The organism is Chitinophaga sp. CF118 (assembly GCF_900112615.1).
Lineage (GTDB): Bacteria > Bacteroidota > Bacteroidia > Chitinophagales > Chitinophagaceae > Chitinophaga.
In genome coordinates this window covers 788,431-814,145 of record NZ_FOMK01000003.1, presented here as the reverse complement: position 1 = coordinate 814,145, position 25,715 = coordinate 788,431, and the positions used below count along the sequence as shown (strand labels likewise).

At 39.9% G+C, this 25,715-nt stretch carries 17 protein-coding genes; 7 read left to right on the top strand and 10 right to left on the bottom strand.

Annotated elements, in window-relative coordinates:
• Positions 1–2: 2 nt before the first annotated feature.
• Positions 3–779: a response regulator transcription factor gene (locus tag BM176_RS15575; RefSeq protein WP_090104573.1), complete on the bottom strand. Its 777-nt coding sequence runs from the start codon at positions 777–779 to the stop codon at positions 3–5.
• Between the two features lie 14 nt (positions 780–793).
• On the bottom strand, positions 794–3,964 hold the full coding sequence (locus BM176_RS15570; RefSeq protein WP_090104571.1) for a ligand-binding sensor domain-containing protein: 3,171 nt from the start codon (positions 3,962–3,964) through the stop codon (positions 794–796).
• A gap of 486 nt (positions 3,965–4,450) precedes the next feature.
• On the opposite strand from BM176_RS15570, the gene BM176_RS15565 reads away from it, so the two are divergent.
• From BM176_RS15565 to BM176_RS15545, 5 genes are all read left to right on the top strand, one after another.
• A complete protein-coding gene (locus BM176_RS15565; RefSeq protein ID WP_090104569.1) occupies positions 4,451–7,504 on the top strand; it encodes a SusC/RagA family TonB-linked outer membrane protein in 3,054 nt (1,017 codons plus the stop codon).
• A gap of 21 nt (positions 7,505–7,525) precedes the next feature.
• Positions 7,526–9,076: a RagB/SusD family nutrient uptake outer membrane protein gene (locus BM176_RS15560; RefSeq protein ID WP_090104567.1), complete on the top strand. Its 1,551-nt coding sequence runs from the start codon at positions 7,526–7,528 to the stop codon at positions 9,074–9,076.
• Between the two features lie 84 nt (positions 9,077–9,160).
• On the top strand, positions 9,161–10,639 hold the full coding sequence (locus BM176_RS15555) for an arabinan endo-1,5-alpha-L-arabinosidase (RefSeq protein WP_218162213.1): 1,479 nt from the start codon (positions 9,161–9,163) through the stop codon (positions 10,637–10,639).
• A gap of 17 nt (positions 10,640–10,656) precedes the next feature.
• On the top strand, positions 10,657–12,639 hold the full coding sequence (locus BM176_RS15550; protein ID WP_090104949.1) for an alpha-L-arabinofuranosidase C-terminal domain-containing protein: 1,983 nt from the start codon (positions 10,657–10,659) through the stop codon (positions 12,637–12,639).
• Entirely contained in the window at positions 12,636–13,649 is a 1,014-nt protein-coding gene (locus tag BM176_RS15545; RefSeq protein ID WP_090104562.1) for an arabinan endo-1,5-alpha-L-arabinosidase, read from the top strand. The genes BM176_RS15550 and BM176_RS15545 overlap by 4 nt, the downstream gene beginning before the upstream one ends.
• A 126-nt stretch (positions 13,650–13,775) precedes the next feature.
• Here BM176_RS15545 and BM176_RS15540 read toward each other — a convergent pair whose 3' ends face one another.
• Positions 13,776–14,303: a hypothetical protein gene (locus tag BM176_RS15540; RefSeq protein WP_143097822.1), complete on the bottom strand. Its 528-nt coding sequence runs from the start codon at positions 14,301–14,303 to the stop codon at positions 13,776–13,778.
• A gap of 45 nt (positions 14,304–14,348) precedes the next feature.
• On the bottom strand, positions 14,349–14,849 hold the full coding sequence (locus tag BM176_RS15535) for a hypothetical protein (protein WP_090104558.1): 501 nt from the start codon (positions 14,847–14,849) through the stop codon (positions 14,349–14,351).
• Between the two features lie 570 nt (positions 14,850–15,419).
• Between BM176_RS15535 and BM176_RS15530 the strand changes: the two genes are divergently transcribed.
• On the top strand, positions 15,420–17,591 hold the full coding sequence (locus BM176_RS15530; RefSeq protein WP_090104556.1) for a beta-1,3-glucanase family protein: 2,172 nt from the start codon (positions 15,420–15,422) through the stop codon (positions 17,589–17,591).
• A 128-nt stretch (positions 17,592–17,719) separates the two neighbouring features.
• Here the strand turns inward: BM176_RS15530 and BM176_RS15525 are convergent, their stop codons facing one another.
• Both BM176_RS15525 and BM176_RS15515 read right to left on the bottom strand, forming a co-directional pair.
• Positions 17,720–18,178 carry a hypothetical protein gene (locus tag BM176_RS15525; protein WP_090104554.1) on the bottom strand — a complete coding sequence of 153 codons (459 nt, stop codon included), beginning with the start codon at positions 18,176–18,178 and terminating at the stop codon, positions 17,720–17,722.
• Positions 18,179–18,565: 387 nt separating this feature from the next.
• Positions 18,566–19,339, bottom strand: coding sequence for an HAD-IIA family hydrolase (locus tag BM176_RS15515; RefSeq protein WP_090104551.1), 774 nt, complete (start codon positions 19,337–19,339; stop codon positions 18,566–18,568).
• A 184-nt stretch (positions 19,340–19,523) separates the two neighbouring features.
• Here BM176_RS15515 and BM176_RS15510 point away from each other — a divergent pair, with 184 nt between their 5' ends.
• A complete protein-coding gene (locus BM176_RS15510; RefSeq protein WP_177230419.1) occupies positions 19,524–20,084 on the top strand; it encodes a Crp/Fnr family transcriptional regulator in 561 nt (186 codons plus the stop codon).
• Here the strand turns inward: BM176_RS15510 and BM176_RS15505 are convergent.
• The 4 genes from BM176_RS15505 to BM176_RS15490 form a co-directional block, all read right to left on the bottom strand.
• Positions 20,033–21,523 carry an apolipoprotein N-acyltransferase gene (locus tag BM176_RS15505; protein WP_090104548.1) on the bottom strand — a complete coding sequence of 497 codons (1,491 nt, stop codon included), beginning with the start codon at positions 21,521–21,523 and terminating at the stop codon, positions 20,033–20,035. The genes BM176_RS15510 and BM176_RS15505 overlap by 52 nt on opposite strands.
• A gap of 246 nt (positions 21,524–21,769) precedes the next feature.
• Complete coding sequence (locus BM176_RS15500) at positions 21,770–23,131, bottom strand: D-arabinono-1,4-lactone oxidase (RefSeq protein ID WP_090104546.1); 1,362 nt, start codon at positions 23,129–23,131, stop codon at positions 21,770–21,772.
• Positions 23,124–24,698: an NAD-dependent epimerase/dehydratase family protein gene (locus tag BM176_RS15495; RefSeq protein WP_090104544.1), complete on the bottom strand. Its 1,575-nt coding sequence runs from the start codon at positions 24,696–24,698 to the stop codon at positions 23,124–23,126. Before BM176_RS15495 ends, BM176_RS15500 begins: the two co-directional genes overlap by 8 nt.
• An 80-nt stretch (positions 24,699–24,778) precedes the next feature.
• On the bottom strand, positions 24,779–25,690 hold the full coding sequence (locus BM176_RS15490) for an aldo/keto reductase (RefSeq protein ID WP_090104542.1): 912 nt from the start codon (positions 25,688–25,690) through the stop codon (positions 24,779–24,781).
• Positions 25,691–25,715 lie beyond the last annotated feature (25 nt).

Sequence of the window (25,715 nt, the reverse complement as noted above, 5' to 3'; positions counted from 1 at the left end):
CGTTACCCTGCATTCCTTTCTGCCTGCTTCATAGTCTGATAATCTGAAGGAGTCATACCGAACTGTTTGAGGAAGTTTCTTCCAAAGTTGGTTTGAGAATGATACCCCACCATGTCGGCTACTTCATAGATCTTAAATGTGCCTTGCACCAATAATTCCGCTGCTTTTTTCAAACGTGTAACATTTACCAGTTCATTAGGAGTAAGGTCGGATATGGACTTTATTTTACGATAAAGTGTAGGTCTGCTCATATTCATAAGCTTTGCCAGTTTTTCTATATCCAGGTCTTCATCCTCCAGGTTACTATAAATAACTTCAGTTAATTTTTCAAGAAAAAACTCATCTGCCTTTGAGTATGCAATAGTGTTAATATGTACAAGGGGAGAATCCGCGAAATATTTCTTAAGTTTCGATCTGTTGGCCAGCAGGCTGGCTATCTGTGCCTGGAGATATTCAGTAGAAAACGGTTTATCTATATAAGCATCAGCCCCAAGTTCAAGACCTTCAATTTTTGACTGTAACGTATTCTTAGCAGTTAATAAGATAACGGGAATATGGCTATAATCGAAAGTCGCTTTTATTCTTTTACATAATTCGAATCCGTTCATTACCGGCATCATTACATCGCTGATAACAAGTTGTACAGCTTCCTGCATCAATATAGTCAAAGCTTCCTGACCGTTCTGTGCCTTCAGTATCGTATATTTTTCGCTCAGCTCATCACCAAGAAAAGCTAAGATATCTTCATTGTCGTCTACTAATAAAAGTAAGGGATTCATAAATCTGTATTTATTTATTTTTTTCCTGGATGCAGATTAAACTCTATGTCCTGATGAACGGGAATTGTTAATGAGAAAATATTCAATCCATTTTCTGTTTCTTTCAGTAATAAGGTTCCTTTATGCAACCCCGTCAGAGAGCGGGAAAGCGCCAATCCTATTCCGGTTCCTTTTTGTATTTCTGTTTCTTTTAAACGGAAAAATGGTTCGAATATCTTTTCTTTCATTTCACCGGGAATAATATATCCGTCGTTTTTAATTTCGATGGTGAAATATTTTTGCTGTTCCGTGAATGGCAACAGGCAAACAACGGCATGACTAGAGCCATATTTAACAACATTCCCGAAAAGGTTACTCAGAATTTTATGAAAAGCCTCTATATCCACGTATGCAAATAAAGGCGTTGGTGGTAACTCAAGGGTAAAAGACATATTCTTTTGTTCTGCCAGTGGTTTAAAGCTGATGTACATTTCTTCTACCAGCTCAGTAATATTAGCTTTTACGAAATTGAGCGAGAAGCCGTTGAGTTCTGTTTGCCGGAAGTCAAGCAACTGACTGGTAAGATTAATCAATCTGCTGGTGTTGCGATCCATAATGGCAAGACTGTCTTTAATTTCAGGCATATCACCCGCTTTCCGGATCACTTTTTCAAGTGGCCCTTTTATTAAAGTAAGAGGGGTTTTTATTTCATGCGCAACATTTGTGAAGAACTCAATCTTTGCTTTAAAGACTTCTTTTTCTTTAGCAATTTCAAATAAATCAATTTTCCGCTTATTCTTTATTTCTGTTCTTTTATGATAGTCTTGTATAATATACCAGATAATAACAGTGATTATGATGGCATAAAGGGAATAAGCCCACCAGCTTCGCCACCACGGTGGTAGTATTTCGATAGTAAGGGACGTTTCCCTGGGAGACCATATACCATCACTGTTAGAAGCCTTCACTTTAAAAATATAAGTTCCCGGTGCCAGTTCTGTAAAATAGGCCTTGCGGTTGGTTTTCAGAAAGGTCCAGTTTTTATCAAGCCCTTCCATTTTATAGGCATATTCAGGTATTTCGGGGGCCGTGTAGCTTAGTATTGCAAAATCAATACTGAAGGTAGACTGTTTATAATTGAGTGTGATTTTATCCGTACTGGTAATGGATCTTTTTAGCGGAGATCCTTTCAGCGCAATTGGCAGTTCTTTATTGTCTACCTGGAAGCCTGTTATATAAACCGGACAGATAAACATGTTTTTAATAAATTCATCGGGGTTAAAACTGATAAACCCTTTGCCACTGCCAAAATACATGTTACCTGCAGCGTCTTTGTAGGCAGAATTGAAATTGAACTGATCACTCAGCAAACCATTTGCTTTTGTATAAGTCTTTACACTTTCTTTTTGAGGATTAAAGCAAACCAATCCCCTGGATGTGCTGATCCATAAGTTAGCCTGTTTATCTTCCAGTATGCTAAGTATAAAGTTGCTGGGGAAACCATTTGCAATCGTGTAGCGGGTAAAATTATTATCAGGGCGGTTAAATTTGCATAAGCCCCCTTCCGTAGCGAACCAGAGATCGCCCCTGCCATCTTCATAAATACTGTTTATCCTGTCGCTCCCTATGCTGAGTGCATTTTTCTCTTCATACCTGAAATTGCCGCCTTGTCCTGTGCGCGTGTTATAATAGTTAATGCCATTCCCATAAGTACCCGCCCAGATAATACCATATTCATCTTTCAGCAGAGAGGAATACCAGTTATTGAGCGGGAGGCCGGGAAGCAATGTAAAGTCATTTTTACCCGGATCATATTGATAAGCACCTCTTGTGGTTCCTAGCATAATTTGCCCACCGGGTGGCTCATAGAGGCAATAAATGAAATTGCTTTTAAGAGACGACACTCCCGATTTCATATTATACCTGCGGATAACCTTACCGGATTTTATATTTAAAACGTCCAGTCCATGTTCAAATGTACCTATCCAAAGTTCTTCATCTTTCAACAAAAGGCCGTGAATGTTGGTATAGGAAATACTTGCAGCAGAGCCCCCAGGCTGAAAGTGTGTAAACGTTTGTGTTGATGTATTGAGTTTATTCAATCCCGCATCTTCAGTGCCTATCCACAGATTGCTGTATTTGTCTTCATGTATTTCCCTTACCACATTACCGCTTAATGAATTCTCGCCTACCTTAGGAAAATACTTTTTGAAAGGAGTGTATTGTCGCGGATAATAATTAACGCCGCCAAAATATGTACCAGCCCATATGCCCCCTTCTTTATCCCTGCAAAAAGTATAGACCGCGTTATCCGATATGGAATAGGGATCGTTATACATTTTGTGCAGATTGATAGTTTTTCCGGATATCATATTGTAAATGAAAATACCCGATTCTGTAGCTATCCAATATTCCTTTTCTCCGGTTTGAATAAAATTGCGAACGAATATTTCTGTCTGATCCTGGTTGTAGGTAAGAATATCCGTATAATCGCCGGAAGCAATATTAAAGCGTTTGACTCCCTGATTGGAGGTCCCGATCAGGATACTGCCATCCTGTGTGTTATAGATCTTCTCTATCCATTTAGATGCCGCCCGTTTTGAATGCAGGAATACATCGTAACTGCTGAATGTGTTAGAGAGCGGATTGTATTTTTTCAGCAACCCATTAGTGGTAGCTACCCAAAGGTTACCATCAGCAGCAAGACATAAGGAGCTGGCCTCAAAAAACGTATCCGCATTATAATATTGCAGTTTTTTATTAGCAGGTGTATATTGAAAGAGAGAAAAGCCGGAAACAAACCAGAGGTTACCCTTATTATCGGCCTGGATTGCCCTTATCTGGCCTTTTGGAGCAGCCAGCAAAGGTCTGAAGCTTTCGGATAATGTTTCATACTGGTAAAGTCCGTTTTCTGTTCCTACCCACAGTGTACCATTGGGTTCTTCATATAATGTATGGATGAAATTATTCCCGATACTGGTGGAATCGTCCGGATTATTTCGGAATATTTTAAATGAATACCCGTCAAAGCGGTTCAGTCCGTCTTTAGTCCCAAACCACATAAAGCCTCTTTTGTCCTGAAGGCTGCAGATTACTGCATTATTAGACAGGCCATTCTCAACCTGGTAGTGCCGGAAATAGTACAATTGCCCCGAAATGTTTCCAGCATAGAAAACAATCAGACAAACAAGCAGGAGCGTTTTCATCCGAAAAACTTATCTTTTTATAGCTAATATGAACATCCGCCGCAGGTTGTACTCTCCTATTGTTCAATCCTGTTCAACGATGGAATTTTACTTATTTATATTACTTCATTGTCCCTGTTAGCAGGAAATTGGCTTTAAATCATTGTTTCATAACGTATAATTAAGGAGCAGATTGCTTTTTCAGTAGGGCAGCTTTCTTCAAAATTGCCCTTATCATCTAAAGTTAAGAATAAATAGCAATCCGGTTGATACTGATCTTTTTTAAAATGAGATTATTTGCAGAAGTTTTGATACAGTTTATCGAAGCTTTAAAAACTATTAATCGCAACTTCATGCTAACATTTTCAGATTGCCAGGCTGAATAAAGGAAGCAGTACCAATAAATGTGGCTATCACACTTATGAAATTAACCAAAATCAATATTCCCGGCAAGCTTTCTGAAACAAATAAATGAGTTTTTTTTGAATTATAATTAATACCACGTTTATGAAACTGATCAGCATTTTGCTTAAGCAGAGCGTATTGCCGATGCTTACCTGTACCCTATTATTATTTTGCCAGCGGGCATCCGCACAACAAACAATCAGGAAAAAATTCCAGGGAACAATTACAAATTCAGAGAGTATCCCTCTTCAAGGGGTAACTGTCAGCATAAAAGAAGGTACCGGCACCATTACCGACGCTTCAGGTTCCTTTACAATTGAGGGAAATGAGGGAACCAGCATCACTATAAGCAGTGTTGGATATGAAAGCAAGGTAGTGATACTGAAAGGCAATAATCCATTGAAAATAAGGCTTGAGCAGGCGTATAAAAACCTGAACGACGTAGTTGTTGTAGGTTATGGCACCGTAAAGAAAAAGGACCTGACTGGTTCTGTGGCTGTTGTGAATGTTAGTGATGCAAAGAAAAATGTATCTTATGATGTAGCCAAAATGTTGCAGGGACAGGCCGCCGGTATCAGTGTACATGGATCTGGAGAACCCGGCGGTTACGTACAGATTAAGATACGTGGTACCACAACTTTTGGCAATAACGGCCCGTTGTTCGTAATTGATGGTGTGCCGGTGGATGCACCATATGATTTTTCTCCGAACGACATTGAATCCATACAGGTATTGAAAGATGCCTCCGCCGCTGCAATTTACGGTTCCCGCGCAGCAACAGGTGTAATCATTATTACCACGAAAAAAGGGAAGCAGGGACCTGTAAAGGTGAATTTCAGCAGTTATTACGGCACACAGGAAATAGCGAAGAAAATACCGGTTACAGACAGGCTGGGATACCAGAAAATAGTTTCAGCAGCTGAATTAAATGCAGGCCTGACCCTGGCACCAGCCAACGACCCGACAAATCCATCTTTTGTATCATCCATCAATACAGACTGGCAAAAGGAAGCACTGAAAAAAGGGGTAATACAAGACCATAATGTGAATTTATCCGGCGGCTCTGAATACGTGACCTACAATGCTTCCTTAGGTTATTTCAACCAGACAGGCACACAAACCGGCCCGCAAAAATATGACCGGTATACTTTAAACAGCAGCGTTCAGGGAAAGAAAGGCCCTTTCAGTTTTGGTATTAAAGCAGCATACACACAATCCCATAAAGGAAACTACGGAGCAACCAACGGACATGCCGTTTTTGGCGGTACTGTCACCAGTATGCTTACGGCCATCCCCACTATGCCCGTATATGATGACACCCGTTTAGGCGGATATGGAGGTAGCGACCAGGTAAAGAACCGGGCTATTTCTGCAAATGTGGTTGGTATTAATAACCTCGTAAATGATTATAGTGACAGGAACAGGATGCTGGCCAACGCATGGGGCGAACTGGAAATAGTAAAGAATCTCAAGTATAAGCTGAATGTAAGCTTTGACAGAACAGACTATAAGAATTTCCATTACGAGCCCAAATTCGACATGGGGTACTATTATCTTAATAATATGTATTACATGTACCAGCAGTACGGCCATACCAATACCAGCCTGATTGAAAACACGCTTACCTACCAGTTGCAGGCCGGAAAACATAAGATTGATTTCCTGGGTGGTATGACATACCAGGAGGATAAAAATGAATGGATGTCTGCTACTGCAACAGACACAAGCGATCTCAACTTTAAAACTTTTGGAGCTGTTGCCAATGCAAATGCCAAAGGGGTAACAAGCTGGCTGGGTACAGCTACTATGTTCTCTTTATTAGGCCGCGCTAATTATAATTATGACGACCGCTATCTCCTTACCTTTAATTTCAGAAGAGATGGTTCATCCAAATTCAGCCCCTATAACCGGTATGGAAATTTTGCAGGTTTTGCCGCTGCATGGAACATTACTAATGAAAAGATCTTTCATCTGCCTTCCTTTATCAGCAGCATGAAGTTAAGAGGAGGATATGGCATGCTGGGTAATCAGACAGCCCTGGGTTATTATGATTATCAATCCTACATCAACAATGCTACAAACTATTTGTTTAATAATTCGCTTGCAACGGGAGCTACGACAGTTTCCGTGGCAGATCCTTCTCTGAAATGGGAATCAACAACAACATCCAATGTGGCCATTGATATGGGCATATTACAGGAGAAGCTGACATTTACGGTTGAATATTTTAACCGGGTATCAAAAGATATTATTACCGCTATCCCTATCCCCTACTCTGTTGGCTCTTTTCCTCAAACGCTTACTACCAACGCCGCTTCGCTGAAGAATACCGGTATGGAATTTACCGTTAACTACCGGAACAATGCAGGTGCTTTTAATTATAACATCAGTGCCAATGCCTATACCTTAAAGAACAAAGTATTAAAGCTGGGCGGAACTAATAATCCCGTTTATGGCGCAGGCAGCAAAACAGAAGTAGGCAGGGAAGTTGGAGAATTATACGGCTTTGTTACAGAGGGCCTGTTTCAAAATGCTAACGATGTATCCAAGCATGCCACACAGAATCAGTCGGGCGGTATTGCACCCGGTGATGTGAAATATAAAGATAACACTGGTGACGGCACTATTACTGATGCCGACAGAGCTTATCTTGGATCAACCATTCCCAAGTTCTATTATGGATTGAATTTCTCAGCCTCCTATAAGAACTTTGATCTCTCTTTCTTCTGGCAGGGCAACGCTGGTAACAAGGTTTACAATGGCGTTTATGCAGCATTAATGGCCGGCCAGTATGGCAACAGTCATGTGGATGAATTGCGTTTCTGGACGGCATCCAATACCAATACGAATGTACCCAGACCGCTCATTAACGATATTAATAACGGGAAATTCTCCGACCGTTTTGTAGAAAGCGGCTCATATGTAAAATTACAGAATGCACAGATTGGTTATAGTATCCCGGACTCCAAACTGAGCAGGACCAAAGTGATCAGGAGTTTTCGCATGTATGTATCAGGTCTGAACCTGTTAACCATTTCAAAATATAAAGGCTACGATCCAGACTTCATCAGCGATGGATTATTCAATCGCGGATATGATTATGGTTCATTCCCCAACCCGAGAACAGTGATGGTTGGTGTACAGTTAGGTCTTTAATCTTTAATAAACAGTATTATTATGAAACGCTATATACTTATACTTTCCGCTGCCAGCTTATTAGCTGCAGGCTGTAATAAAAAATTAGATCAGGTAAACCCTAATGCACAAACGTCTTCCTCTTTCTGGAAAACAGGAGCTGACGCAGTGCAGGGGGTAAATGCCGCATATGCACCGATGTTGCTTGATGGCGCTTACATGCGTTTTACACCCATATTATTAGATGTTCGTGGAGATGACATACGGAGTAATAGTCCCTGGACAGCTATATCCGGCGTAGGGAAATTTGCATTGGGAACGAGTGATGCTTCCGGTTACGGATGGGCATTTGATGAATATTATGAAGGAGTGGCCCGTTGTAACCAGGTGTTAGATAATGTACCCGGTATATCTATGGATGCTGATTTAAAAAACAGGGTACTGGGGCAGGCCTATTTTTTAAGAGGTTTGTACTTCTTTCATTTAGTGAACATGTTTGGTAATGTGGCACTGCCCATAACAACCCCCAAGTCCTCCTCAGATTTTTTCTCTCCACAAACTACAGAAGCGCAGGGCTGGAAACAGGTGATAGCAGATTTTAAGGCCGCTGTGGACCTGCTGCCTGCAACCTATACCAATGTGAGCGGAGCTGATGCCAACCAGTTAGGAAGGGCTACAAAAGGGGCAGCAATGGGCTATCTTGGAAAAGCCTACCTGTTCAATAAAATGTATACAGAAGCAGCAGCACAATTTAAAGGGGTGATCGATTTGGGCGTGTACGACCTGATGCCTGACTATAAAGACAATTTTACAGAGAGCAAAGAGAATAATATAGAATCCGTTTTTGAAATACAGTTTTCCACCACTGTGGGTGGAACAGATCTGGGATGGCAGGGAATACCCACTTCTACATGGGCTAAAACATCTGCCAGGGCAATCACATTTGGCGCGCCTAATTTCGGATGGACAGATGTTCAGCCTTCTCTTTCTGCATTTAACGAATTCCAGCAGGAGAAAACGATAGACGGACAGGTAGATCCCCGCCTGGATGCTACCATGTTTTATAACAAGCCAGGTGAAACGATCTACGGACAATCATTTGCGCTGGTGTATGCCAATAGCTCCTATCTGAACGATGTCTTCTGCAGGAAATACGAAAATGGAGATGGCAATAAAGCAAACGAATATGACTGGAAATCCGGGATCAATGAACGGCTTATGCGTTATTCGGATATATTGTTAATGTATGCAGAATCCCTGAATGAGCTGAACCAGACATCCCAGGCCGCACCTTATATTCAAAAGGTAAGGACCCGGGCCAACCTTCCGGATATAACTGCTACACTGGCAGCCATGACACAACAACAGATGCGTGATCAACTGGCACATGAGCGTTTACTGGAGTTCTGCCTGGAAGGACACCGGTTTGATGATATCCGCCGCTGGGGATGGCTACAGGATGCAACAAAACTTGATATGCTTAAAGCAAGAGATCCTGAGTTCAATAATTATAAAGCGGGAAAAGAATTGTATCCCATACCACAGGGAGAAATAGATAACAATCCCGGATTCAAACAAAACTCCAGTTACTAAGAAAATCTGTTCTGTGCACTGCTGATTTTTGTAATAAAACCAGTAGTGCACAGCATATAAATACATTGTATGTTTCAATCTTGTATGATAAAAAAAACAGGCGTTTTTCTTTTGCTGCTGGCAGCCATCACTTCCTGCAAAAAAGCGGGTGTGGATGCCCCCGCAGCAACTGATACAACCGGAACAGAGATACCGGTTACTCCTTTTGATATTAACACTATTAGTGACACATATGCGGATATCTCCCCTTTTGTTTATTATACAAAGTGGGGATCCTATAATGTGCATGATCCATCAATCAAAAAGTTTGGCGACTATTATTATTGTTATAGTACAGATGTAGGTTATGGCATCTCAGTAAAAGCAGGTATACAAATAAGGAAATCCAAAGACCTGGTACAATGGACCTTTGCAGGTTGGGTATTTGATGGTTTACCCTCTTTAGGTGCTTCTTTTATTAAACAGCATAATGGCACACCCAATGATGGCATATGGGCACCTTATATCATGAAAGTGGGTAGTGAATACAGGTTGTATTATTCCCTTTCTTCCAATGTTGGCCGTTTAAGTGTGATTGGACTGGCTACCGCAACTTCACCGGAAGGCCCCTGGACGGAAAAGGGTCTTGTAGTTACTTCTCTGAATGATAATACCAGGCAAACCAATGCCATCGACCCTACTGTGGTTACTACGCCAACGGGTGATCAATGGATGTATTATGGTTCCGCCTGGGATGGTATTTATGTATTGAAACTTGATCCGGTTACAGGGCTTGCTTTAAATGGAAGTGATAAAGGCGTCCGCATTGCAAACAGAGGATTTACCAGTGGCAATTACAACGGCAACATCGAAGGGGCAGACGTGATATATAATAGTGCACTGAATAAATATTTTCTATTCATTGCTTACGACTGGCTGGAAACAAAATACAATACAAGAGTGATGCGGGCAGATAATCCTGCGGGACCATTTTATGATTTCAACGGGCAGGATGCCAATACAGATGCAGATCATGGCCCGATGATCACAGCACCTTACCAGTTCAGCGGGCATGGTGGCTGGCAGGGAGTTTCCCATTGTGCTGCTTTTGACGATGGAAATGGGCAGTACTATCTGGCACATCAGGGCAGACCTGGCGTCAATAAATATTTTATGGACCTGCATGTGCGAAAAATGTTCTGGACAACCGATGGCTGGCCAGTAGTATCGCCCGAACGATATGCATGGGAAGATAATACTTTAGTGCCCCAGGATAGCATAGCTGGTAATTGGGAACAGATTATTCTAGGTTACAGGGTAGTGCCTGGCTATGCAGATACACAGGTATCTCCTGATTTCCAGGTATCCGCTACTCTTGTTATATCGGCCAATGGCACCCTGAATAATGATGCCAGCAGTAAATGGACTTATAATGCCCCCTGGCTACAGTTAAACTGGAGTAATGGTTACACAGATAAAGTGTTTGTACAGAGAGGAAGAGACTGGGAAAATAAGCGGATCACCTTCATCTTTACAGGGCTGAATAATAATGGTACTGCCATATGGGGCAAAAAGATTCTATAAACAGACAATTGGTTCAAATGAAAAAGAAGGCATGTAAGATATTGGCATTGGGATTTTTGTTGTGGTCAGGTGCAGCAGCAGCGCAAAGCAACAAAGTTATTTCAGTAAAAACGAAAGTAACAACGGCTAAGATAGCCCCTACTATGTGGGGTGTCTTTTTTGAAGATATTAATCTTGGCGCAGATGGGGGTATTTATGCCGAACTGGTAAAAAACCGCTCCTTTGAATTTTTCAAACCGCTGATGGGCTGGACAGTAAATGGTAGCCAGGTAAAAGAAGGCGATATGCTTATTCTGAACAGGAAAGCAGAGAACACCAGCAACCCCCGTTATTTGAGGGCTACTGCAAGAAATGCCGGGAAAGGAAGTGTTGGCCTGCTGAATGAAGGTTTCCGCGGTATGGGTATCAGAAAAGGGTTGCGATACGATTTTTCTGTCATGTACAAACAACAACATCCAGGCTTAACACTACATATACAATTGCTGAATAGTAGTGGTGGAGTTATTGGCGATACAGTACTGGTACCTGAATATCAGGATACAATGTGGCATAAACAACATGTTAGCTTTACTGCCCTGGAAACTGAGCCCAAAGCTAAAATGCAGTTGTGGCTGGAAGGAAACGGTGTGATTGATCTTGATATCATTTCACTGTTTCCCTCAAACACGTGGAAGAATCGTCCGGGAGGGATGCGTGCAGACATGGTGCAATTGCTTGCTGATATGAAGCCCGGATTTATTCGTTTTCCCGGAGGCTGCATTGTAGAAGGGTTTGATCTTTCACAACGTTATCAATGGAAAAAAACAATAGGTCCTTTAGAGGAAAGACAATTGATCATCAACCGCTGGAATTTTGAATTCGCACACCGGCCCACACCTGATTATTTCCAGACCTTTGGGCTGGGCTTCTTTGAATATTTTCAACTTGCTGAAGATATTGGTGCCGAACCTTTGCCAATTCTTAACTGTGGCATGGCCTGCCAGTTTAACTCCGCAGAACTTGTACCACTTAATGAACTGTACCCATATATACAGGATGCACTGGATCTGATCGAGTTTGCAAATGGAGATGCAACCAGCAAATGGGGAAAGGTACGTGCAGAAATGGGTCACCCCTCTCCTTTTCATTTAAAGCTGTTAGGCGTAGGTAATGAAAACTGGGGGCCACAATATGTAGAAAGACTCAAATTATTTACTAATGCCATCAAAGCAAAATATCCGGATATTAAATTGGTGAACAGCTCAGGAACAGATCCCGATGGCGAACGTTTTGATTATCTGAACAATGAGCTGAGGAACATGCATGCCGATATTATTGATGAACATTATTACCGTTCTCCGCAATGGTTCTTACAAAATGCACAACGTTATGATCATTACCCCCGGAATGGCAGTAAAATATTTGCAGGCGAATATGCTGCGCAGAGCGATAAAACTGTAAGTATAAACAACAAAAATAACTGGTATACTGCGCTATCGGAAGCGGCCTTTATGACGGGCCTGGAAAGGAATGCCGATGTGGTGAATATGGCTTCATATGCGCCTTTATTTGCGCATACAGATGGCTGGCAATGGACACCGGATCTTATATGGGTAGATAATCTGCGTTCATACGGAACACCTAACTATTATGTGCAACAATTATTTTCCTTAAATAAAGGAACTGCGGTAGTACCTGTGAAGATGGACAACGCGGTGATAGCAGGGCAGGATAGTTTGTATGCCTCTGCCTGCATTGATGAAAAAAATAATGAACTTATTATTAAACTGGTGAATGTAGCTAACAAACAGCAATCTTATACCATTGCACTGGAAGATGCCAAACCAGCTGCATTACAGGCAAGCGTAACCGTATTACAAAGCGATGAACGGAACAGCGTCAATAGTTTTGAGCAACCACAATCTGTATATCCCAGAGAATCGGTAATTAAAATTCCAGGGAAGAAAATTCCGCTGGATGTAGCGCCTTATTCATTCACGATAGTGAAAGTAAAACTATGAAGTTGAAGGCTGTGATATTACTTTGTATATTTCCTTTAGTCCTGCAGGCGCAGCCAGTGCCTGCAGGTACTGTTTTTCTTACCCGGAACACACCGGTACATGATCCTGTTATAATAAAAGAGAAGGACACATATTATGTATTCTGCACTGGTTTCGGCATTACTGTTTTTTCGTCGCGGGATTTACAACATTGGCGAAAAGAAAAATCGGTGTTTGTCCAGCCACCTGAATGGGCAATGAAAGCTGTACCAGGCTTCAAAGGGCATATATGGGCACCGGACATTAGTTTTCATAATGGCAGGTATTATTTGTATTACGCTGTTTCTGCATTTGGAAAAAACACATCCTGTATCGGCGTTGCGGTTAATACAACCCTTGATAACACCTCTCCTGATTATAAATGGGAAGATAAAGGCAAGGTAATTCAGTCAGTTCCCGGCAGGGACATGTGGAATGCTATAGACCCCAATCTCATTGTAGATAGCAGCAAAACACCCTGGCTTGCTTTCGGTTCTTTCTGGGATGGTATAAAACTGGTGAAGTTGGCAGATGACCTGTTATCTGTAGCTACGCCAGAGGAGTGGTACAGCATCGCCAAAAGACCACGTGATATTACAATTCCCGATACAGTGGCAGGAGATGGAGCGGTGGAAGCGCCCTTCATTTTTCAAAAGGGGAAATATTATTACCTCTTTGTTTCATGGGATTATTGTTGCCGTGGGGAAAAAAGTAATTACAAGGTGGTAGTTGGCAGAAGTGAGAAAGTACAAGGTCCTTATCTTGACAAGCAAAATATTCCTATGGAATTGAATGGAGGTACAATTGTAGTGCAGGGTAAAAGTACAGAGTGGTATGGAGTAGGCCATAATGCAGTGTATACCGCTGAAGGAAAGGACTATTTTATTTATCATGGATATGATGCACATGATCAGGGCAGGTCTAAGCTATTGCTGGAAGAAATAAAATGGGATAAGGATTGTTGGCCCATAATACTACCCCAAAACGATTGATCATCCCAAGGTGAAAGTCCGGTTATTATCCACTAAAAATGCTATCACTACTACCTACTTCAGCCTTAGTGCAAAAGGGGCATGCTTTGGAGTTAAGACAGTCGTTTAATTTAATTGATAACCTTGTCAAAAAGAGAATTCAAGTTTACGCTTAACATGGTGTGATTCTACTTCTTTCAATTTATCATTATGAAGCAATTCATAAACCCGTTCTTTTTCTAACAATTTAAACCATAAATGTGCGGGAAAATTGTTGTTTGAATGAATGCCTAGTCTAATCATTATTTTCTCAGAAGGCGACCTATGCTTATTTATAATCTGGCTAAGTTCTGCAGGCTCAATATCTATTTCTGCTGCAAAGTCTTTATTTTTCCTGTTTATCCGGGTAATATACTCCTGAAGGAAAAAGCCAAAGGTATACAGCTTATTAAATAAGTCACTTTTAAGATAATCCTGAATTAAAAATTTTAATTGCAATAATTGAAACAACAGTTTGTCATCATCAGAGTATTTTGATTTTACTTCTTCGAAATGTTGTTTTAAAGCAGTCAATTTTTCTTCCTTTTCTTCTTTTGAAGAGGTATCAGGAAATACATACGATTCGGCAAGTTCTTCGGGCGTATATTTTTCCTCTAAGGCTTTATACAATTTCATATCTTTTGATTTAAAATGTTCAATTATCATTTTTAGAAAAACGAATTATGCATCCAGATACCTTCTAATAAGATTGTAAGAATTTTTGCCTTCAGAGACCATAAACCCCACTTCTGGTTTTAACCCTCCCGGCGAATGGTGCATGCCATACTGAGATTCATAATGATTTATAAGCCTGGTTTTGGGACAAAGAAAGATAAACCCTTCATACCCCCGCTTGAAGGCTTCCCTGCATGCATAAGCAATCAAACAACCTCCTATTTTATTCATTTTTTTACTAGCACCTACATCTTCACTATTTACTTCCAGCAGATCTATTTCAATTGCGCCAATTCCTGAAGAAGTGGGATACTCTACAATACACATTACTCCCAATATAACATTATCTTTTAGGGCCCTTAATTTATAAACCTCCTTGCCCCGATAGCGCTTCCAATCAAATTTAAAGGACTCCTTATTCCTTTCAATTGCACTAAAATCCTTATCACTAACTTCTTCAATTACGGCATCAATTTCTTCTTCCGTAAGAACATTTGTTATTGTCATTTATCCTGTATTACAAATATAAACAAAAGATTACAAAAAAAGTAAACTATTTACATTTTTTGTAAACATTACCTTATTGAAATAACGTTCCGTTATCAGGCAGGTTTGGAATTTTGTTCTCAGAAATTAGGAAAAAGAATGATTGGAGTTGATGGAATTAACAATCTTCAATAAAGCTAATTTAAATAAAATTTATCATTCGGGAAAAATAAACCCGGATAAAATACTCTAACATCCAATGGAGATGTTTAACTTTTATTTTAAGGAATAAATCAGTTTGACGGGATTAAATTAAAGCAGCAAACCATCTACTACAGGGAGTTTCGCACTTTAATATCCAATGAATAGGTAAGTATTCGAATCATATATTTGTGTCGGCGCCATTTGAAAGTATTACATTAATTCTTTCAAATGGCATATCTGTTTAAACTGATTTCCATTGTCCCCTTCAGCGTAATATTTCGGATGCTCATCTATTTCAAATAACAGCAAATCGTTCGTCCCGCTAATTTCTGGGATAATTCATTTAAATTAGCAGATATAATTTTTTTTACATAACATCTATAATCTATGAAAATCAGACCCTTTTCCCTCGGGGTACTATGTACCCGCATGCTCTTTTTGCTTGCATTAGCCATTTCGGTCGGAAGCAAAGTACAGGCCCAAACTACATTTCCCTTTACATTGTCCAACAACTCAACGTATGCTGATGGCAATGTGTATGTAGCAATTGTTGGTATTGTCAACGGCAATCACGTCTGGATTGACACCAAAACCGGTGCTGTCAATCTGATGAATGTATCTAACAACACAGTAGCCGGACCAGTTATTGGCGGTAATCAGGGACCGGGAGGTAACGGTCGTTATGCAAACTGTTTTGCACGACTCAGTGAGATACCCAATAAGACAATCAACATTCCAGGTATTGCAGGATGCCGTATGCTGATTTCTTTTAACTCACAGTTATTTCTTTATTTCTTTGGCGCATCCGGTGCGCCAAGTGGTTATGCAGCACCCAATCTTGCCAACCCTACTGATCCCAACCAGGGTATCCGGTTTGAAACGATTGAACTCACAAATGCATCAAATGGTCTTTGGGTTAACACTACCCGCGTGGATAGTTACCAATTCCCTATGGGCCTTGAGGTATGGGGTAATTCCGGTTTCTATCAAAAGGTGGGCGAGTTGATATCTCACAGTCAGATCCTTTCACAATGGCAGTCTACCGCACCTGCTGAATTTGCGGGATGCTATGATGCTACCAATGGTATCATCAAGTTTCCTTCAAAGACACCTGCCTTTCAGAGCGGTGGAGCACAGGCTAATTATTTCGGTTCCTATATTGATGCCATCTGGTCTAAGTACAGCAGTGGTAACCTGATTTTCAACGCAGGTGATGCAGGTACCTGGAGCGGTCGTGTATCTGGAAACGTATTCACATTTACCAGGACTTCCGACGGAGCCGTGGGAACTATATCAAACAAGCCTACCAATATTGAAGTCATGGAAGGCAGTGGTGTTATGGCTGCTGGCGGACAATGGGATAAAGTTGTGCAGGCACAGATATGCGCTGCAATTAACCGCCATGCTATCAATCTGACACTGGGAACTGGTGTTACGCAGGATTTTTCCACTGCATCCGGCTATTATCAGACCGGCCCTTACAACTGGTATTGCAAATTCTGGCACCGCAGCGATATCAGCTATAACAGCCAGACTTATGCATTTTGTTACGACGACGTATTTAACCAATCTTCAACGATCAACGCGCCCTCTCCTGTACGGGCCACCGTTACCATCGGAGGGTTTTCCGGCCAGACACCAAGCGGTGCTGCAATAGCCTATAAGGACTGCAACTATAGCGGGTCTGCAGTAGGTCTCAGTACCGGAACTTATACCCTCAGTCAAATGAAAGCACTGGGTATCCTGAATGATGATATTTCCTCTATCAAGGTGACTTCGGGATATAAGGTTACCCTCTATCAGGATGACAATTTCAGTGGCTCAACACTTGTTCTGACAGCAGACGATAATTGCCTGGTTGACAATAGCTGGAACGATGTAACAACTTCTTTGAAAGTGGAATCCAATGTTTCATCAACTGTAATTCAGGCTGAGAGTTACAACTATATGGCAGGCATAATTGTAGAAACAACAACCGATGCAGGTGGAGGACAGAATGTTGGTTCGATAGACGCTGGAGACTGGATGTCTTATAATGTAACAATTCCTGTAGCTGGTTCCTACATTGTGAAATATCGTGTAGCAAGCCCTTACGCTAACAAGTCCCTGCGACTGGAAAAAGATGCCGGCGCTACACAGCTGGGCTCCGTTGTTATACCTAATACCGGCGGATGGCAAAACTGGGCTGATGTTTCACATACAGTAACATTGCCTGCCGGAACATATGACATCGGTATTGCCACTGCCACTGGTGGAATCAATCTCAATTACCTTACTATTACCAAGGTTTCATCTGCCAGACTTGCCATGCAGACAGAACAAACAGTAGATGACAACACAATTGTGCTGTCGCCAAATCCTGTGAGTGAACAACTATATCTTCGTGGTAATGACAAAGTCAGAACACTTAGCATTTATGATATCAGTGGTCATGAGATCATGAAAGTTAAAAACCCGGGGAGCACAATTTCCGTATCCTCTCTGACACCTGGAATATACATTATCGCTATAGACCGTAAAGATGGTAATCAAAAACGGGTTAAGATATTAAAGCAGTAAGTAACTGTACTTTACAATTAAGAACATTCCCCTGTATGCCCTTTTTAGTTGGGTATACAGGGGAATTAAAAATTACATTTTTATTTTGCAATGGGAGTGTTAGTTTTTGTTATTCATATTCAGTATTATTATTCGAGATCAAGATATTTTATAACCCATGACAGACTATCTGGAAATGCTATATGGAACCTTTTAAAGTCTGCAGGAGCTATCAACATTGTATTATTATTGGTGTCGCCGATCTGGTAAGCAACCGGAAAATGATGACCGGTAAGGTCTTCACCTATCTGACCATTAATATTAGGATAGGCATCACTACTGGTATACAATTTTCCATTTATCTCAAACCTATAATCAATACCATTAGCAGACCTTGAGTTAGTACTAAAGTGCTTGACAATACCGTCTGCGATTGAGAAGTTATTTATAAGTCTGACCCTTTTATTAGAGTCTTTAATAGTTATTACAAAGGCAAAGACTACAAGTGCCGGCAATATAAATAGTGGCTTGTTTATCCATCTTAAATTCTGGTTTATCCTTCTTAAGTTCCTTTTTATCTTCCTTAAGATCTTATTTACTTGGTTCATTAAGTACGTTAGTTATTATTGTGCTTAAAGAGTTTAATTGGCCGGAAGTAAGTCCCGAAAGTAACAGATACCAACAATCAATCGAATAACGAAATATGATATATACAAGAACGTGGGAAGAGATAATAATAAAACCCAATCTACTAGAACCCTACGGTTACTAATTATGTAATTATAGTAATGTTTAACTATTTTTATTGATAAGATAAACCCAATAATTATAAGTGGTAAAATTAAAAACCAGCTAACTAACCTATTCTGAGGACTTCTTATGGGAATTATTTCAAAATAACCAACTAATATATCCTTGGCAACTATCACAAGAAATATAATAAAAGATGCCAGAGGACTATAAAATAGCTTTTTATTTCCCATTGATTTACAGATTTACCACCATTTTAAAGGGAGTTCAATTTGATCAACAGAACTTACTATCAAATCCGGTTTAAAGGCATACTGACTTAAATCTTCTTTTTTTGCAATCCCGGAAAGCACCAGAATTGTTTTATATCCCATTTGTACACCTCCTTGTATATCCGTTTCCATAGTATCCCCCACAACGGTTGTTTCAGCTGTTTCAAGTCCTAAATATTTCCGTGCATAACGCATCATCACAGGGCTGGGTTTTCCGGTAACAAAAGCCTTTCTTCCAGTGGCTTCCTCAATCATTGCGGTTGTGGCAGCAATACCTAAGTTATTCCATCCTGGTTTTTTCGGAGAAGGATCCCTGTTGGTGGTAATAAATTTTGCACCTGCCAGGATCATATCTACGGCACGCTGAACCATCTCTAATGTGAAGTTCCTACCTTCTCCTAAAACTACAAATTCCGGGTCCGAATTCACGAGGCTAATACCATTTTCATGCAAACTCGTTAACAGTCCACCTTCACCCAAAACGTATGCTGTAGCCTGAGCACTTTGGTCCCCAAGAAATTTACCTGTAGCCATAGCGCTTGTATAAATATGGTTTTCAGTAACTTCAATACCAAGCAGCTTAAGTTTCCGCACAGCATCTAGCCTTGTTCTCTGACTATTATTGGTCATAAAAGTAAAAGGGATATCATTTTTAAGCAAATCCCCAATAAATTTATCCGCGCCTTCAATTAACGTTTCTCCGCTATAAATGACGCCATCCATGTCAATCAAAAGTCCGTGTTTCATATATTTATGCTTTTTGTATAAAGACTATCTAAAGTCCGGCATTCCCAGATTTAACAAATATAGCATATCTAAAGACAACAGACAGAAAAGCTTCTACTATTATTGCCAGGAAAATACCGTACCCAAACGGGTAAATTTCCTACTAAATGCCAGCACAAAAACTTTATATTTGATAATGCACCCGGTGTTAAAAAAATATTTAGCAGGAAAAATAGAGTTATCTCCGGATCAGGAAGAGCTTGTTGATAAATATTTCATACAAAAGTCTACGGAAAGAAATGAAATATTAGTTCAGGCAGGATCAATTGCCAGACACCTGTACTTTGTAATCAAAGGTTGCCTGCGGATTTTTCTAACTAATGAAGATGGGATAGAGTCGACCCGCTTCCTGATATTTGAGGGCAGAATGGGTACCGCGTTCCCAAGTTTCATCCTAAAGGAGCCATCAGTAGCATCTATACAAAGCCTGGAACCTTCAGAACTGCTGGTACTTAGTTATGAAGATCGCGAATTACTTTATCAGAATATTCCCGGCTGGGAGACCATGGACCGCATCGAGGTGGAAAAAGAGTATATTAAAGCGATACGACGCATAGAAAGTTTAATAACTACAGATTCTGCAGAACGATATCATTTACTAATGAAAGATAACCCCGAAATGATCAAGCGCCTTCCTGCCAGGATAATAGCCGACTACCTGGGTATATCTCCCGAAACATTGAGCCGTTTGAAATCAAAAAGATGATTCTTTGTATATGCGATAAATACCAAAAAGGCTGATAATAAAAGACTAAACACACCCACCCAATCTCCAAATCTTATATAAAATGTATCAAATCGTTGCGTAGGAACATATCCAATTAAAGATGCCGCTTGTAGATTAGAACTGCTGGATTCATAATTAACTCTTCCATAACAGTCGCTAATTGTCAATTTCCCTACTCTTGCTGCTCTAACTTCCGAAAATCCATTTTCAACTCCCCTTAATATTGCCATACGGGAATGAAGCCAGTCATCCACTACAAAATCCCACGCTGGTACAAATAAGAGGTTGGGGTTGTTTTTACCATATTGGCGGATATAATCCTGAAAATCCAAATCTTTACAAATCGCAATACCTGCCTGAAGATTATTTAGCTTAAATAAGCCAATATTATTGCCCGGAATGAATTGGCTTTCCAGGCCTGTTACCAAATGAGCCTTGTTATAGTCAGCAACAATATTCCCGCTGTTATTTATTACAATTGCTGAATTGTATTCTTTTTCACCTTTGAGATTTGTATAACCGGTTATTATGTAAACATTATTTTTTGATGCAGCATTGATTAATAATTTAGTCATCTCACTCTCTGATAGTTTATCGATACTTAATGCGCGTTCCGGCAAGAGTATTACACTAACTCCATGGCCGGCAAGAGAGTCTATCTGTTTTAAATAAAAATCAGCAGCAGTTTTATCTTTAATGGCATTGGGCTTATCAGAATTGTTGTGCTTTTCTTCATCCATCACCACCAGTCCAACCTTAATTTTATCATTGGATGAGGTATTATTCAGACGCAAAAATCCGAATAATAATACTCCGCCAATAATAGAACCAGAACATATTGACAAGTAAGTAAGACTCGCCTTATCCTTCCAAAAAAGTAATGCGAATGCAATGAAGGAAGGTATCAATGTAATCAGAAAAGTGATACCGAGAATACCTGCTAAAGATGCAATTTGTATTAAGGGCAAGCAGTTCATTTGAGAATATGCAATGCTTGCCGCTGTACCATCAGGCGCAAACTTTATGAGTAAATATTCAAACGTTGAAAAAAATAATGGGAAGGCGAAAAGTGAATACCAGGAATTTAATTTTAATGCAGTTGATCTGGTGATGATTATTATACAGGCAAAAACTAATGCTGGCGCTAACGTAAAAATTATTGCAGGTAACATTGTAGCCACCTTAACCAAATACCAAAACCAACTTAATCTTCCAATCAAATATGTTATAAATGAAGCCAGAAATGCCACCTTAGCTGAATTTACAATAGCAAGGCAAATAATTGGAATCGGAGCAAGCCATACCAAATACCAAAAATCTCCATTTAATCCATTTCCGAAATAATAACATAGTCCTGATAATAGAACACTCAATACAATTGAGTATTTAGATTTAAAGATTGTGATAGCCGTTTTCATGATTATGCTCAGGTTTTTATCTCTTACAAAGATAAAGCTCAGGGTGCACGTGGGGCTTGACAAATGTCAATAAATGAGGGCTAGAGGCATGAAGCATTTCAGAAGCTAAACGATGACGATGAAAATATGTAGTACTAAAAGCGTTTCCCCTTTATAAAAAAGGCTACCCTCAAAAAGAGGATAACCTTTATATATAGGATTCATAGGACTTATATAAATGAAGTTATATCAGAATATGGCAGAGGACTATTTTAAGTTAAAAAAAAAATTCTTAATAAATTCGTTCTGGAAAACGCCATTCGGATCCATGCTGTTCCTCAGTTGCCGAAAATCATTCATCCCTGGATATCTTTCTTCTAATGCTGTTTTTGACAGATCTGAAAGTTTTCCCCAATTAGGAGAAGCATTGTATTTTTTCATCACATCGAAAAACAGTTGCATGGATGAATGAACTTCTTTCTCGCGGTATTCACGTACACACATCCCAATATAAAAGGTATCCTGATTATAGGATGGGCTGAGCCATGAACTTTCAGCGCCAGTATAACGAAGATCTACAGGGAAATGGATTTTTTGATCAGAATGCTCCAGTGTATCTCTGAATTCCGTTAATGCTTTTTTATGATTGTTATCAAGAACAGATAGTCCATATTCTGAAACAACCATTGGTACGGTTTCATCATGTACTAATATCTCGAAACTGTTCCCAATTCTTGTACGTGGAGTAAAAAAATAATCAAGACAATACGTATTGATTCCGGGAATCAAAGAAGGATCATGATTGCTTTTTATAAACATGGGTGCCGTTAATGCATCAATTTCAAGATCACGCATTTTTTGTTCATTAGTGAACCTTTCCAGCTTATCTTTTTCCTTATACAGCTCCTCTCCTATCCGTTCTGTTTTAAATAAATATACTTTATTGGTATGCGGAAACCACCATGCCTTAAAGTATTCATAACGCCTCGCATAGTCATCCATGCTATCAATAAACTCATCAAACTCAACAACGGACTCCTCTGATTTCAGGTAAAATAAGGGTTCACATCTAAATGTTACTTCTGAAATGATCCCAAACATACCCAACGAAATGGAAGCGGCTTCCCATAGATTTAATTCTTTATCACCAGTCCTCACTACAGTATCTCTATTTATTTCTAATACTTCCCCTGAGGCTGTTATTATACGCAAACTCTCAATTTCTGCAGAGAGACTCTTGTGCCACAAACTACTCCCGTGTGTGCCAGTGGCCAATGCACCGGCAACCGTTTGTTTATTAATGACTCCAAAATTGGAAAGTGATAGCTTGTTCTCTTTTAGAACTGAATACAATTCATGCAAATACATTCCCCCCTGGCAGCTAATGGAATCTTTACCCACTGAAACTAATTTCCGGTAGTTTTTCAGGGAGACTAAAATTTCATTACTAATAGCAATGGGAGAAAAAGAATGCCCCGAACCAACCACACGAATCTTTTTCTGGTGTTTTCCTGCAAACTGAATTACTTCAATTATTTGCGCTTCGGTTTCCGGTTCGAAATAATTTTCAGCAATGCAGGAATGATTTCCAGCCCAATTGGTCCAGTTAAAGTTCTTTTCTTCAACCATTGATATCTGATGCTTCAGTAACTACAACTTTTGATTCGCTATATGCTGATATGTTGATACCTGTTTGTTTTTCTTTCTCCACTTGTTTCCTGATCCACTTATACGTTTTTTCTATTCCCACTGCTAAAGGGATAGATGGTTTCCATCCGAGAACTTCTTCAATGAGAGTGTTATCAGAATTCCTTCCACGTACACCTTCCGGGCCTTCCCTATGTTTCAGTGGCAAATCCCTGCCTGCGATTTTCATCACCAGTTTTGCAAAATCATTCATTGAAAGCATCTCCTCCGAACCAATATTGAGAGGCTTATCATAATCAGATTTCATAATCCGGATTACGCCTTCCACACAATCGTCAATATAACAGAATGAGCGTTTCTGCTCACCATCTCCCCATATTTCGAAAGCAAATTCTGAAGTAGCAGCTTTACGACAAAAAGCAGCAGGTACTTTTTCCCTTCCACCTTTCCAGGTTCCGTATTCACCGTAAATCCCATGAAACCTTGCTATACGCACCTGCATTTGAGGGAATTCTTCTGAATATTTCATAGCGATTTCTTCAGCATATAATTTTTCAAGTCCGTAAATATCCTGTGGATAAGCCGGCCAGGCGGAACTTTCTTTCAGCCCTATGGTATTTTCTGCGTCATTCTGCGAATGCAAAGGATAAACGCAGGCACTTGAAGAATAAAAATAACGTCTCACACCCTGGTGCCTTGCGGCTTCCAGCACATTTAAACTTATCATCGTATTATTGTATCCTATCCTGCTGTGATTGCTTTGTATAAATCCCATGCCCCCCATATCGGCAGCAAGATTGAAAACCCAGTCAATTCCCTGGCAGGCCTGCATGCAATTTTTCATAAAACGCAGATCGGTTTTAAGAAATTCATGGCAGAATTCGTCCGGCTGCATAAATTCCGGTTCCTCCCAATCTACGCCTACTACATGAAACCCTTCACGCTTCAGCCGTTTTCCCAAATGGGACCCAATGAACCCACTCGCCCCTGTTATTAATACTTTAATTTTATCGTTCGTCAGAATACGTTTAGGTTCAACCAGTTTTAATACCTCAGCAATATATGGATGATGTTTATACTGACCTTTTAATTCAACCGGTATTGATCCATTAATATCAAACCATCTTCCATCTGAATGGTCATGATCAAAACTTAAAGGAATATCTTCAATTTCAGCCTGAAAGGTAATATTTACCGTATGAGAAGAAGCTCCTTGCTCAGAATCATTGAATTCTGTAGAGAACGTACCCAGAAAATTCGTTATTCTTATTTTGTCTTCCGGAATATTCAACTCCAAAGCGGCCTTTCTTATTCCACACTGTTCTATCCCTTCATTCTTTATCATTCTGCCACCTTGTAACCAATAAACGCCTTCACTGGGTTTATTTTTACGTTTAATAAGAAAAACCTTATTGTCCTTCACAATCACAAGGTCAACACAAATCAAAGGAATATTATCAAGGATCATGCGGTAAACATCAGCAGGAATCAATCCTCCAGATGATTTCAAAATCCCCTCATCTTTGTAATTCAGCAGCTTTTTTCTCATAAGGATAATTGGTTTTTTTAGTGGCAATGAAGCTTCTAGAGCCTTGTTTATATACTTAGATCATAAATACTTTATGAATTTTATGAAAGACCGAACTTTTTCAGGAAAGAGGTCATGATAGCCGGGTTAATATTTTCCTTATGCGCGTTTAAGCTTTCTCTTACTTCTTCTTTGGACGAAGCGCCAATCACTATAGTATTAACTGCAGGATGATCAAGAATAAATTTATAATTAAGGGCCATTAAACTGACTTCGTTTTTATTACACCATTCGTACATCTGCATTGCTTTTTCTACTGAAACATCTTTTTCTATGTCATAATGCCGTATACTGGTATGAGCCGGATTCTTACCTGAAAGCAACCCCATGCACAAGGCAGATCCCAGCATAACGGCAACATGTTTTTTATGGGATGTATTCAACAAGGCATCTGCCTTTGTACATAAAACATTATAATCCAGGTATGGTAAAATAACATCGGCGTAACCGGAAGAAATAAATTGAAGATGCAGATCATGGCTCCGAACTCCCAAGCCAATATTGAGAATCAATTTTTCTTCTTTTAACCGGAGCAAAGTTTCCATCCCGCCGTTGTTCATCATACTTTTAAAATCAGTATCGGAGGGATCATGTATATGGACAATATCGAGGTAATCTGTTTCCAATGTCCATAAACTATTATCAATACTCCGTCGTATGCTGTCTTCCGAATATCCTTTATAAATAGGATGTGTGCCGGCTTTTGTAGAAAGAATTAAGGATGAACGCTTTCCGTATTCCTTTAGTGCGGCACCTATTTTCTTCTCACTATTGCCATAAAATGGCGAGGTATCCAGAAGGTTGATTCCATTTTCCAATGCAAACAACACTGTTTCTATCGCCTGTTTTTCAGATACTGGTCCCTGAAAAAAAACATTTTTTTTACAGGAGCCAATACCTGCTCCACCGAGAGATATAGGAAAAATAGGCGTTCTATTGGCGCTTAACAGCATTTGGTATCCTGTTTATAAATTATTT